Origin of the sequence: Rhodococcus sp. 24CO (assembly GCF_050586165.1) — a bacterium.
Taxonomy (GTDB): Bacteria; Actinomycetota; Actinomycetes; order Mycobacteriales; family Mycobacteriaceae; genus Rhodococcus_F.
In genome coordinates this window covers 435,963-448,714 of sequence record NZ_JAZFNF010000008.1, presented here as the reverse complement: position 1 = coordinate 448,714, position 12,752 = coordinate 435,963, and the positions used below count along the sequence as shown (strand labels likewise).

12 protein-coding genes are annotated in these 12,752 nt (G+C 62.1%); 2 read left to right on the top strand and 10 right to left on the bottom strand.

The features are described 5' to 3' along the window. Positions 1–158: 158 nt before the first annotated feature. Genes V2B23_RS22340 through V2B23_RS22310 form a run of 7 tightly spaced genes read right to left on the bottom strand, consistent with a single transcriptional unit; the run spans position 159 to position 7,678 of the window. Entirely contained in the window at positions 159–809 is a 651-nt protein-coding gene (locus V2B23_RS22340) for a 3-oxoacid CoA-transferase subunit B (RefSeq protein WP_430952320.1), read from the bottom strand. Then, positions 806–1,561, bottom strand: a complete 756-nt coding sequence (locus V2B23_RS22335; protein ID WP_430952319.1) for a CoA transferase subunit A — start codon at positions 1,559–1,561, stop codon at positions 806–808. Before V2B23_RS22335 ends, V2B23_RS22340 begins: the two co-directional genes overlap by 4 nt. A 13-nt stretch (positions 1,562–1,574) precedes the next feature. Then, a complete protein-coding gene (locus tag V2B23_RS22330; RefSeq protein ID WP_430952318.1) occupies positions 1,575–2,393 on the bottom strand; it encodes an HpcH/HpaI aldolase/citrate lyase family protein in 819 nt (272 codons plus the stop codon). Next, the gene (locus tag V2B23_RS22325; protein WP_430952317.1) at positions 2,390–2,884 is read right to left on the bottom strand and encodes a MaoC family dehydratase; all 495 of its coding nucleotides are present in this window, start codon (positions 2,882–2,884) and stop codon (positions 2,390–2,392) included. Before V2B23_RS22325 ends, V2B23_RS22330 begins: the two co-directional genes overlap by 4 nt. Positions 2,885–2,895: 11 nt before the next feature. Next, positions 2,896–4,059 (bottom strand): acyl-CoA dehydrogenase family protein, encoded by a 1,164-nt coding sequence (locus V2B23_RS22320; protein ID WP_033236942.1) that lies wholly within the window; start codon positions 4,057–4,059, stop codon positions 2,896–2,898. Next, positions 4,059–6,083 carry a biotin carboxylase N-terminal domain-containing protein gene (locus tag V2B23_RS22315; protein ID WP_430952316.1) on the bottom strand — a complete coding sequence of 675 codons (2,025 nt, stop codon included), beginning with the start codon at positions 6,081–6,083 and terminating at the stop codon, positions 4,059–4,061. Before V2B23_RS22315 ends, V2B23_RS22320 begins: the two co-directional genes overlap by 1 nt. Positions 6,084–6,088: 5 nt before the next feature. Beyond that, the gene (locus tag V2B23_RS22310; protein ID WP_430952315.1) at positions 6,089–7,678 is read right to left on the bottom strand and encodes a carboxyl transferase domain-containing protein; all 1,590 of its coding nucleotides are present in this window, start codon (positions 7,676–7,678) and stop codon (positions 6,089–6,091) included. A 98-nt stretch (positions 7,679–7,776) separates the two neighbouring features. Between V2B23_RS22310 and V2B23_RS22305 the strand changes: the two genes are divergently transcribed. Beyond that, positions 7,777–8,376 carry an SACE_7040 family transcriptional regulator gene (locus tag V2B23_RS22305; protein ID WP_033236945.1) on the top strand — a complete coding sequence of 200 codons (600 nt, stop codon included), beginning with the start codon at positions 7,777–7,779 and terminating at the stop codon, positions 8,374–8,376. 67 nt (positions 8,377–8,443) lie between these two features. Further along, a complete protein-coding gene (locus V2B23_RS22300) occupies positions 8,444–9,172 on the top strand; it encodes a GTP pyrophosphokinase (protein WP_430952339.1) in 729 nt (242 codons plus the stop codon). Positions 9,173–9,255: 83 nt separating this feature from the next. Here the strand turns inward: V2B23_RS22300 and V2B23_RS22295 are convergent, their stop codons facing one another. The 3 genes from V2B23_RS22295 to V2B23_RS22285 form a co-directional block, all read right to left on the bottom strand. Beyond that, entirely contained in the window at positions 9,256–9,516 is a 261-nt protein-coding gene (locus V2B23_RS22295) for a GlsB/YeaQ/YmgE family stress response membrane protein (RefSeq protein ID WP_033236946.1), read from the bottom strand. A gap of 360 nt (positions 9,517–9,876) precedes the next feature. Beyond that, the gene (locus V2B23_RS22290) at positions 9,877–11,241 is read right to left on the bottom strand and encodes a PQQ-binding-like beta-propeller repeat protein (protein WP_430952314.1); all 1,365 of its coding nucleotides are present in this window, start codon (positions 11,239–11,241) and stop codon (positions 9,877–9,879) included. Further along, positions 11,238–12,737 carry a hypothetical protein gene (locus V2B23_RS22285; protein WP_430952313.1) on the bottom strand — a complete coding sequence of 500 codons (1,500 nt, stop codon included), beginning with the start codon at positions 12,735–12,737 and terminating at the stop codon, positions 11,238–11,240. The genes V2B23_RS22290 and V2B23_RS22285 overlap by 4 nt, the downstream gene beginning before the upstream one ends. Between the last annotated feature and the right edge of the window lie 15 nt (positions 12,738–12,752).

The window sequence follows — 12,752 nt, the reverse complement described above, 5'->3', positions numbered from 1 at the left end:
TACAGGCTCGGAGAAAACGCAGGAATCGCGCTGTTCACGGGCCCTTTGATACCGACAAAACGACGATCGCACTTCCGTTCGGGCTCCGCGCCAAGTCCCACACACGCAGAAACGCGCCGGCATTGCGCCGACGCGTTTCTCCGTACCTCACAACTCATTCACACGAGCGTAACGCCCGTCACATTCTGCAGGTGCTCGGCGCTGACGGACGGTGCCAGCTCCACCAGCGAAATACCCTCCGGTGTGACATCCAGCACGGCCAGATCGGTGATGATGCGATCTACCACACCTTGGCCCGTCAACGGCAAAGTGCACCGCTCGAGGATCTTCGGGTTTCCCTCCCGGTCGGTATGCTCCATCACCACGATCACGCGGCGAGCGCCGTGGACAAGATCCATCGCGCCGCCCATGCCCTTGACCATCTTGCCGGGCACCATCCAGTTGGCGAGATCACCGGTACTCGACACCTGCATGCCACCGAGGACGGCAGTATCGATGTGGCCGCCACGAATCATGCCGAAGGACAGAGCAGAGTCGAAGAACGCGGCGCCTGGATTGACGGTGACGGTTTCCTTTCCCGCGTTGATGAGGTCGGCGTCGACCTGATCCTCGGTCGGGTACGGCCCGGTGCCAAGGATGCCGTTCTCGCTGTGCAGGACGACCCTCACGCCCTCAGGAAGGTAGCTGGGGATCAGTGTCGGCAGTCCGATCCCCAAATTGACGTATTCGCCCGGCCGCATCTCCGCAGCCGCACGTGCGGCCATCTCGTGTCGAGTCCAACCGACTCGAGTTCCCTCCGGGCTACTCACTTGGCGCCTCCTGAGACGGTTCGCTTCTCGATCCTCTTGTCCTGCACACCCGTATGTACGACGCGTTGGACGAACACACCGGGAAGATGAACGTGTGCCGGGTCGATTGCGCCAGGCTCGACCAGATGTTCCACCTGTGCGATGGTGATCCGACCAGCCATTGCGGCAAGAGGATTGAAGTTCATCGCGGTCTTGTTGAAGACGAGATTGCCTTCGGTATCGCCGTAATCGGCATGCACCAATGCAAAATCCGCGGTGATCGATTCTTCCAACACATAGCGGCGATCCCCGAAAACGGCGGTCGCCTTGGGTGGGGATGCGACGGCAATGGATCCGTCGGAGTTGTAACGCCAGGGCAACCCGCCCTCTTCGATGGGAGTGCCAACGCCGGCCGGTGTGTAGAACGCCGGAATGCCGGCACCTCCCGCACGCAGGCGCTCTGCCAGAGTTCCCTGCGGCGTCAGCTCCACTTCGAGCTCACCCGAAAGGTACTGGCGTGCAAACTCTTTGTTCTCCCCCACGTACGACGCCGTCACCCGGGCAATGCGATGAGCGCTCAGGAGAATTCCGAGGCCGTAATCGTCGACACCGCAGTTGTTGGAAAATACTTCCAGGTCGGTGGCGCCGCCCTCGGCGATGGCCGCGATCAACGCGTCGGGAATTCCGCACAGTCCGAACCCTCCGACGGCAAGAGTGGCTCCGCTGGCGATGTCGGCAACCGCGTCGAGTGCCGAACTCACAACTTTGCTCATGCGTTGTTTCTCCTTACTCGGGGAGGATACCGGCGCGATGCAGCAGTTTCTCGGCGTGACGCAGAACGGGCGCGTCCACCATCTTGCCTTCGAAGGCAAACACGCCACGTTCGTGGGCAACTGCCGCAAGAACCCTTTGTGCCCAGTCGATTTCCGACTCCGACGGAGCGAAGGCTGCGCGGATGACATCGACCTGGCTGGGGTGAATCGCAACCTTGACGTCGAATCCGACGGCAACGGCGTCGGCGGATTCGACGCCCAGTCCGACGAGGTCCTTGATATCGAGGTACACGGAATCGACAGCCAGTCGGCCGTAGCTCTTCGCTGCCAGCAAGGTATTCGAGCGAACGTGCCTCGCAACGTCGCGGTACGAACCGTCCAGATGACGACTGGCATTGCCGCCGAGACCGGCGATCAGGTCCTCAGCGCCCCACATCACGCCGATGGCGTTGGCCGCCAGAGCGATGTCCTGCACGGCAAGTGCGCCGAGCGGTGACTCGACCAGCGCAACGACCTCGGCGGGGGCCAGCGAGAGAACGTCGTCGGCCGATTCGCACTTGGAGAGCATCAAACGCGTGTAATGAGTGCCGTCGAGGGCAAGCAGGTCGAGTTCATGCTCGCGGGTGCCAACGGGATTGACGCGCACCACGGTGCGTTCCGGGTCGAGCGGTGTGTCGATCAGCGCAGTGCGCGCCGCTTCCTTGTCGTCAGCGGCGACGCCGTCCTCGAGGTCGAGAATGACAACGTCGGCTGCCGCTGCAGCTTTCGCATAGCGCTCCGGGCGATCTGCCGGGCAGAACAACCACGCCGGCCCGGGCGGAATCCACGTCACGACGATTCTCCTTGCGGCCTCAACTGCACCAACGTCTTACGAGTTGCCACGGCGACGACGTCGCCGTGCTGATTTCGGCCGGTGTGGACCAACGTCACGATGCCCTCGCCGGGACGGCTCTTCGATTCACGCTTGTCGGCGATCAACGTCTCCGCATACAAGGTATCGCCGTGGAAGAGCGGCTTCGGGAAACTGATGTCCGAGAACCCGAGATTTGCCACGATGGTTCCCTGCGTCAATTGTGCGACCGAAAGTCCCACGATCGTGGACAGCGTGAACATCGAATTGACCAGGCGCACACCGAACTGTGTGTTCTCGCTGTACGCGGCGTCGAGGTGCAGTGCCTGCGTATTCATCGTCAACGTCGTGAACAGCACGTTGTCGGCCTCGGTGACGGTGCGACCTGGGCGGTGCTCGTAGATCGCGCCAAGTTCGAACTCCTCGAACCAGAGTCCGCGCTGAGTGATCTTCTTCGTCTCTGCGTTGTTCATTTGAGAGTTTGTCACAACCCTGCCTCACGTGCGATGAGCATCAACTGCACCTCGGTAGTGCCTTCGCCGATCTCCAGAATCTTACTGTCACGGTAGTGCCGCGCGACTGCGTATTCGTTCATGAATCCGTATCCGCCGTGGATCTGGGTGGCGTCGCGGGCGTTGTCCATGGCAGCTTCGGAGGAGATGAGCTTGGCGATGGATGCCTGCTTCTTGAACGGCTTGCCGGACAGCATCAGTGCGGCTGCGTCGTAGTACGCGGTGCGGGCTACGTGGGCGCGAGCTTCCATGCGCGCGATCTTGAATGCGATGGCCTGGTTCTGACCGATGGGGCGTCCGAATGCCTCGCGCTCCTTCGCGTACTTGATCGACTCGTCGACGCAACCTTGGGCGGCGCCGACGCTCAACGCGGAAATAGCGATACGGCCTTCGTCCAGAATGCGCAGGAAGTTCGCGTAGCCCCGGCCACGCTCACCGAGCAGGTTCTCTTCGGGGACACGGACATCCGCGAAGGTGAGTGGGTGGGTGTCGGACGCATTCCAGCCGACCTTGTTGTATGCAGGCTCAGCCGTGAATCCCGGCGTTGTGGTCGGCACGAGGATCGTCGAGATCTCCTTCTTGCCACCGTCCTTGACACCCGTAACCGCGGTAACCGTCACGAGCTTCGTGATGTCGGTGCCCGAGTTGGTGATGAACTGCTTGTTGCCGTTGATGATCCACTCGCCGCTGTCGAACTTGGCGGTGGTCTTGGTTCCGCCCGCGTCGCTGCCCGCTCCCGGCTCGGTCAATCCGAATGCGGCAAGCGACTTTCCGCTCGTGAGCTGCGGCAGCCACTCTTCCTTCTGCGCGTCGTTGCCGAATCGGTAGATCGGCATGGCGCCGAGGGACACTCCGGCTTCGAGAGTGATCGCAACACTCTGATCAACCTTGCCCAATTCCTCGAGCGCGAGACACAGGGCAAAGTAGTCACCGCCCATTCCGCCGTACTCCTCGGGGAACGGCAGACCGAACAGGCCCATCTCTGCCATCCCGGCAACAACCTCGTACGGGAAGGTGTGGTTGGCGTCGTGCTCGGCGGCAACCGGTGCAACAACGGTCTTGGCGAAGTCCGCAACGGTCTTGGCCAACTGCTGGTACTCGTCCGGAAGCGCTCCGGTGGCAAGGTAATCGGACATCAGGCTTCTTCCTTCTGAGTCGTGTTCTCGGTGTCTTCTTCTGTGACAGGTACGACGCGGGCCAGAATCTGATCCACCATCACCTGATCGCCCTGACGGACAAGCACTTCCACGGTTCCGTCGATCGGCGAGGTCAGCGAGTGCTCCATCTTCATCGCCTCGACGACCACCAGTGACTGCCCTGCCGACACAGCGGCGCCGTTCTCGACGTTGACCGCGATCACAGCACCCGGCATCGGACTGGCGATTTCGGCGTCACCGGCGTGCGCGTCGTCGCCTCGGACGCTGACCTCGGCAACTTCACGGACATGCCAGGTTCCGCCGCCGGCGAGCCACAGCCCACCCGCGGTCTCGGCCACGACAAACGTGCGGCGTCGCCCCTCGATCACCACAGCCAGGTCCGATCCCGTCAAGCCGGCACTGAAGGCCTGCGGCTGCGAACCTTCGACCTCGACCTTTGCGTCTGCGGGAGTCCCGACTATCGACACGTGCGCAATCCGGGTTCCGGCTGACAGGCGGATGCTGGTCGGAGCCGGAGTCCCCACGCGCCATCCGCTGGGAACGTCCCAGGGGTCTGCCGATGCTGCAGTGGTCCACCGAGCCAGCCAGCGATAGGCCGCAGCGGCGATAAGGACTTCGTCGGTGGCGTCTGCCGCAACAAAGTCTTCTACCCGACGATCGAGCAGGCCGGTGTCGAGGTTGCCCGCGATCACATCCGGATCGGCGAGGAGGAAGCGCGCAAATTCGATGTTGGTGACCACGCCGAGAACCGCGGTGTCGCCGAGCGCACGATCGAGCTTGCGCAATGCACCCACGCGGTCGGAAGCGTGAGCGATGACCTTGCTGAGCATCGGGTCGTAGTCACTGCCGACGACGGTTCCCTCGAGGAGGCCCGAATCGACGCGGACGCCTGATCCCGACGGCTCGACGAGTCCGACGACACTGCCACCGGTCGGCAGGAATCCGCGTCCCGGATCTTCGGCATACACACGGGCTTCGATGGCATGCCCGGACATGGTGATATCGCTCTGCTCGAAAGCCAGCTTCTCCCCGGCCGCGACGCGCACCTGCCACTCGACCAGGTCGAGTCCGGTGACCATTTCGGTGACCGGGTGCTCTACCTGTAGTCGGGTGTTCATCTCCATGAAGAAGAACTCGTCAGGCTTGTCGGCCGAGACGATGAACTCGACGGTGCCTGCACCGGTGTAGTCGACGCTACGAGCGGTGTTGCACGCCGCTGCGCCGATGCGATCACGCGTCACCTGATCCAGCAGGGGTGATGGTGCCTCTTCGATGACCTTCTGGTGGCGCCGCTGCAGGCTGCACTCACGCTCACCGAGGTGAACCACGTTGCCGTGCTGATCGGCGAGAACCTGGACCTCGATGTGCCGGGGCCGCAGGACAAATCGCTCGAGGAACAACGTGTCGTCGCCGAACGACGACGCGGCCTCGCGGCGAGCGCTGCGCAGCGCCTCCGCCAGATTGGCCGGATCTTCGACCAACCGCATACCCTTACCGCCGCCGCCCGCCGACGGCTTGACGAGCACCGGGTAGCCGATGTCCTCGGCTGCCACGATCAGTTCCTCGTCCGTCAGGCCCGGCCGCGCGATACCCGGAACTACCGGGACGTCGAATGCCGCCACTGCGTTCTTTGCGGTGATCTTGTCACCCATCACCTCGATGGCACGCTCGTTGGGCCCGAGGAACGCGATCCCGGCCGCGGCGCAGGCTGCCGAGAAGGCCGAATTCTCCGACAGAAAGCCGTAACCCGGGTGAATACCCTGGGCGCCCGTGGCCTTGGCCGCGTCGATCACCTTGTCGATGACGAGGTAGCTCTCGCGTGCCGGTGCAGGCCCGATGTTGACGGCAGTGTCGGCTTCCCAGACGTGGCGCGCATTCGCGTCGGCGTCGCTGTAGACGGCAACGCTGCGAATTCCCAACTCGCGCAACGTGCGAATCACACGAACAGCGATCTCACCACGGTTGGCAACGAGGACGGTATCTATGGTGCGAAGCTCAGTCATCTCTCTCACATCCTGAAGACGCCGTAGGAGACCGGCTCGATCGGCGCGTTTGCACACACCGAAAGAGCCAGGCCGAGAACAGTTCTGGTATCTGCCGGGTCGATCACGCCGTCGTCCCAGAGTCGAGCAGTGGAGTAGTACGGATTGCCCTGAGCCTCGTACTGCTCACGGATCGGCGCCTTGAACGCTTCTTCGTCGTCAGCCGACCACGGGTTACCAGCGCTGTCGAGCTGTTCGCTGCGAACCGTCGAGAGCACCGACGCGGCCTGCTCGCCGCCCATGACCGAGATGCGCGCGTTGGGCCACATCCACAGGAAACGGGGTGAATACGCGCGTCCACACATCGAGTAGTTGCCCGCGCCGTACGAACCGCCGATGACCACCGTCAGCTTCGGAACGCGTGCACACGCGACGGCCGTGACCATCTTGGCGCCGTGCTTGGCAATTCCGCCCGCCTCGTAATCGCGTCCCACCATGAAGCCCGCGATATTCTGCAGGAACAGCAGCGGAACACTGCGCTTGTCGCACAGTTCGATGAAATGTGCCCCCTTCATGGCTGATTCGCCGAAGAGAACGCCGTTGTTGGCGATGATGCCGACCGGATGGCCCTCGATGTGGGCAAAACCGGTGACGAGCGTCTTGCCGTACTCGGCCTTGAATTCCTGGAACGCGTCACCGTCGACAAGCTTGGTGATCACCTCGTGCACGTCGTACGGCGTACGGGGATCGGTCGGGACGACGTCGTAGAGCTCGCTCTGGTCGGCGACCGGTGGAACTGTCGAGATCACGTCCCACGGGCGCTCGGAACGGGGGCCGAGTGTGGCAATGATGTTGCGCACGATGCGAAGTGCGTCGCGGTCGTCCTCGGCCAGATGATCGGTGACGCCCGAAACCTTGGAGTGCAGATCTCCACCGCCGAGCTCTTCTGCTGTCACGATCTCACCGGTCGCAGCCTTCACCAGCGGCGGTCCACCGAGGAAGATGGTGCCCTGATTACGAACGATGACTGCCTCGTCGCTCATTGCCGGTACGTAGGCGCCGCCGGCGGTGCAGGAACCGAGAACTGCCGCGATCTGGGGAATCCCCTTGGCGCTCATAGTCGCCTGGTTGTAGAAGATCCGGCCGAAGTGCTCACGGTCCGGAAAGACTTCGTCCTGACGCGGCAGGAAGGCGCCACCGGAGTCGACCAGGTAGATGCAGGGAAGGTTGTTCTGCAACGCCACTTCCTGCGCACGCAGATGCTTCTTCACCGTCATCGGGTAGTACGTGCCACCCTTGACCGTTGCGTCGTTGGCGACGATGACACATTCGCGCCCCGACACCCGGCCGATTCCCGTGATCACACCGGCACCGGGGCACTCGTCGTCGTACAGGCCGTTCGCGGCCAGCGGCGACAGTTCCAGGAAGGGACTGCCCGGATCGAGCAGTGAATCCACCCGGTCCCGAGGAAGCAGTTTCCCTCGACTGACGTGCCGATCCCTCGATTTCTGGTTGCCGCCGAGGGCGGCTTGAGCCAGTTTCTTCTTCAGTTCTTCCACCAGAACGGTGTGATCGGATCGGTATCCCGACCCTTGCGTGATTCCACTGGGAGTCATCCCGCCGCCTTCGCCATGAGTTAATGCTCGATAACTGAAACTAGATTAACTATGATTAACTGAGTTGTCCAGGTCACACGCGAAGAAAGATCAAAAGAATGCCCTCTGAGCAGGTAACGGCTCCGACCCGGCGCGATCAGATGAAGGCCGATCGCAGACGTCAACTCCTCGGCGCCGCCGCACGCCTGATCGCCGAACGTGGATTCGTGAGCGTTCGACTCGAAGATCTCGGCGCCGCCGCCGGCATCAGCGGACCTGCCGTCTACCGACACTTCCCCAACAAGGATGCCGTCCTGGTCGAACTGCTCGTCGGGATCAGCACCCGGCTGTACGAAGGCGGTTCGGCCGCAACCGAGACAGCTGACTCCCCGACGTCCGCGCTCGACGCCCTCGTCGAGTTCCATCTCGACTTCGCACTCGGTGAACCGGACCTGATCCGCATCCAGGATCGCGACCTCGAAAGCCTGCCGGCCGACGCGCGACGGCAAGTCCGTCAGACGCAGCGCAAATACGTGGAACTCTGGGTCGGCGTCCTCGAACAGCTTGATCCGACGCTCGACGAAGCCGATGCGCGAATCAAGGCCCACGCCACATTCGGCCTGATCAACTCCACTCCGCACAGCGCCAACCCGGCGTCGCCTGCCCGAACGCGCCGCGTCTTGCGCGCTATGACGCTCGCCGCACTGCGCACACCCTGAACCGGACACCGCAAAATCAGTGGCAGACTGGTTACACCAGCTAACAGATGAGGGTGCCGTGCCGAACGTGGAAGACAGCAGTGGAATCAGTCGAACAGATTTCGCCGAACTGCGAACCGAGTTCTCCCGATTCATGATGCTGTACCAATTCGGTATCGCCGAACTGATGACCAAGGTGAATATCCTCAAGGACGAGTTCACCCACATCAATCAGTACAGTCCGATCGAACACGTCGCATCTCGGGTGAAGACGCCGGAGAGCATCATGCGCAAAGCCGAGCGACTCGGCATTCCGATCACCATCGAGGACATCTCGAAGAACATCTTCGACATCGCGGGCGTGCGCATTACCTGCAGCTTCATTTCCGACACCTATCGGATCGCCGAAATGCTCACCAGCCAGTCGGATCTGCGGGTGATCGAGCGCGAGGACTACATCGCGAACCCCAAGCCCAACGGCTACAAGAGTCTGCACCTCATAGTCGAAGTGCCCGTCTTCATGAGCGACCGCGTCCGGTACGTGCCGATCGAACTCCAGATCCGTACCATCGCAATGGATTTCTGGGCCAGTCTCGAGCACAAGATCTATTACAAGTACAACCGGGACGTGCCGGCCGAACTGCTCGACGAGCTCACCGAAGCCGCAGCCGCCGCACACCGTCTGGACGTCAAGATGGAGCGACTCAACGACGAGTTCGCCAAGATCAAAGCTCTCCCCCATCCCGACGACGAGAGCGTCGAACTCGAACTGCCAACTCAGTTTCTCAACGCCCTGCGTCTACAGCGCGGGCTCTGATCTCTGCCTATACAGATTTCTGCCCAGGCAAAAGTGCGCCCTCCTCTCTGAGGAGGGCGCACTTTTCAGACCAAGCGATATGCCTATTTCTTGCCCGTCACGGCGCTGTAGCCGAGGGACAGAACTGCAGCTGCCGCGATGCTGATGATCCAGCGAATCCAGTCAATTCCGCCGGTATCACCCTTGTCCGAGATGGCGCCCCAAACCCAGTATCCGATCAAGGCACCGGCGACACCGAGGACGATGGTGATGATCATCCCGTACTGCTGCTTACCTGGCAGCACCAGGCGCGCAAGGATTCCGATTACTGCACCGAAAATAATGGTCCCGATGATCTGTCCCATGACAGCCCCTCTCACATGTCGTGCATGCGTGCGGCCGAAAAATCTCCGCCCAGTCGAACAATAACCACAGTTACAGGTAACAGTCGCCTGTTGTCCAAATTATTGTCCGAGATGCAACCTGAAATACACGGCCGCCAGATGCGACCGACACACAGCACACTACACGTGGCGACTCATCAGCAATCCACACTTTCGATGCCCTGGAACACCGAAGAAGTTTGATTCCCACCCTGCCGGACAGCATGTAGTTATCTTGTCGCAATCCACCGTCACCGGTGTGAGCGCCGCCAGGAATTCCACCGCTCGAGGAGATTGATCCCTTCACCGGAAAGAGCATCCCGGCGCCGGAGGCCGGTGCACTTACGAGTGCTTCAACGCAGTGATGCGGTCCTCACTCGAGCGCAACAGCACCCGCTCTCCTCCCCACAGCTCGCGCGGTTGCACCCAGGCGCCGACACCGTCGTCTCCATCCGGTTCCACGCGAACCTCCCAGGTGCGCTGACCTGTTCGCGGATTCACTCCGTACACAACCCCTTCGTCGACGACGAGGTCACCGTCCCACAGAATCTCGCCGGTACGTTCGGTGCGGGTGTCCCACAGGGCCTCCCCGTTGGACAGATCAACGAACCGGATCGTAGCGTCGGCGCTCGTCACTGCAACCACATTTCCGATCACCGCCAAGGATTGCGCAGAACCGAACACCTCCCGGTTGGTCCACAGCTTCTTCCCGGTCTTCCGGTCGAAGCCGCTGTCCCCCAGAATGATCGGAGTCGAATCCCCGGCAGGCTGGTCACGGCTGTAGCGCCAACTGAAATACGATCCCGATCCAGCAGACGAGAAATCCGCCCTGGCAAATTCGTGCCCGTACTGATCAATTGCGTACGCTCTTGTCGCCTGCCCATCGTTTTGGCAATCACGTTCCAAAACCAAGGTGACACCGTCGGAAGATGTGTGCGTGGTCGAGCACGTGGTGTAACCGTGCATCCATCGTTGATCGCCGGTCTTCGGATCGAAACCCAAAGTCACGTCGAGGGAAATCAAACCCAGATCGCCGCGCACCGACATCACCGGCTCGACGTAGCCGGATTCCCACGATCCACTGACATCGAATGCCTTGGACCAGTTGGCTTCCGGATCGTCGACGGTTCCACTGTGAACACGAACGTCACTGTCTTCGATATTGCCTTCGAGGGCCAGGACGTCGTCGCCGGCGACAACAGCGATAATCGGTGACCACGGCGTGACAATGTCTCTACGCTCGCCGCTCTCGATGTCGAAAATCGAATACGCGTCGGCGGAGACATACGGCCCGGAGTAGCACAGCAGCGAACCGTCCAGCAGTGTCGGAGAACACCCACCGATATCGACGGCCGACGCTCGCCAGCGCACCGAGCCGTCTTCGGCATCGAGCGCAACCAGTTCCGCGTCGTCGAGTGCGTACGACTGCCGGTTCGGCATACCTGCCATTGTCACGACAACCGAGGCCGCGTCGATGAATCCGCCCATTTCCATGTTGAATTCGGTTCCGCCGAGCGGGCTGCGAAAGACCGCGAACTCCCGTCCGAGAACCTCGGCGGCGTCGACGGACCACAGCGGCGCCCCGACGTCAACGGGTTGGGCGCGGTTCCCGGCATCGACCACGGTAACCACTGCTGCGGTAACGGTGACTATCGCGGCAACTGCCGCGATGCGGAGACGGCCCCGTGGGGAAAGCCGCTCGGTCATCGAATCTCCAGCCCGTCGATCGTCGCGAGAAACTCCAACTGCTCAAAGGTCATCGGTTCGTTCGACGACGCTGCCGACGAACGAACCGACACCCGTGTGCCATCCGGCCGCGTCAGCGCTACCGACCGACTCTGTTTACTCGTTGCTTCCCGAGTGCCTTCACCATTCCCCATCGGCATGACCGAGTAGGAGTCCTCGTCGCGCACGATCACAGCGCCGTCTTCTGCGGTCACCACCGATTTCGGATGCCCGTCGTACGACGGGTCGTACTTGTTCGGCGCCTTGGGAAGTGGCTGCCCGCTGGTGATCGAAACACTCAGATCCGACTCGTTGCCGCCCGATCGCGCAACAAGATCCTGACAGGCGGTGGTGGTGTCGCTCTCGGCCAGAACCAAGGTCCCGAGTGCGGGTTCGAGAGCTGGCATTCCGGGAGGTGCCGCACGCCAACCTGATTGAAGAGCTCTGCCAAGCTCGTCGACGGTGCCGCGATCCAGCTTCCGCCCTGAGGGGTCGAGCGTCGAACCTTGGCAACCGGGCTGGATAGGGGCCGTACCAGGTGGAACCGGAGCTGTAATGCGCAGTTGCGGAAGGCTGACCAGAGCAATCAGCTCCTCGACCGTCAACGGAACCATGCCACTGATCTCAACCCCGGGGCTACCGGAATAGACCGCATCGGTCGCGCTCGCCTGGATGAAGGTCCTGTCCGCGCCGTACAGAAGCGCCGAACGCGACAGAGTCCGAACGCCGTTGGTTTCGCTCCACGTGTCCTGCGCATCCACGACAGAACCATCGGTGAGGGTGCGACGCTCGATGAGCGAGCCGGCTATGCACGGGGGAACCGGACCGGTGTGCGACGTCACCCGGATGCTGAGTGCTCCGACTTTTCCGTCTCGGACCAGCGTCGCGGCGGCCGTCGTGTCCGCCATCTCCTCGAGGGAGAACCCCTCAGGTAGTTCGGACGACTCCGACGGAACGTGGAGCGGCCCGAAATTCAACGATCGTTCCGGGCTTGCGAACTCGATCACGGCGGAAGCCGGCAACGACCGCTGCACGGCTTCGGACATCACGGTTGCCTTGGGCCCGGAGAACCACGGGAACCGTGGATCGTCGTAGGTTTGCGCCCCGCTCGCCCAGTACGAGATCGATGACAAACCGTCGCCGGGCGACTCGACGCTGGTGCATCCCGGGATGCTCGTCGGGTACACCACCGTTGGTGTTACATAGGTGTACTCCGAATTCTCCTCGGCCTGCATCTCCGCGGTCGACTGCGTCGCTTCGACGGACGACGCGGTCAGTTCACCGGAGTCCGCACCGCTCCATCGATCGACTACTCCAGCAAAGACGATGCCGCCGGCCATCAACGAGACCACCGTGAGCGCGACCGTCCACTTGTCTGTCCGATCGGAACCGGATTTCTTGTCGGCCACCAGCCCTCGCAGTTTCCTCAGGGCGCGCCCGGCAGGCGTTGCCTCTCCCCGGACCTGTCGCGGCGGCACCTAATTTCGTTACCA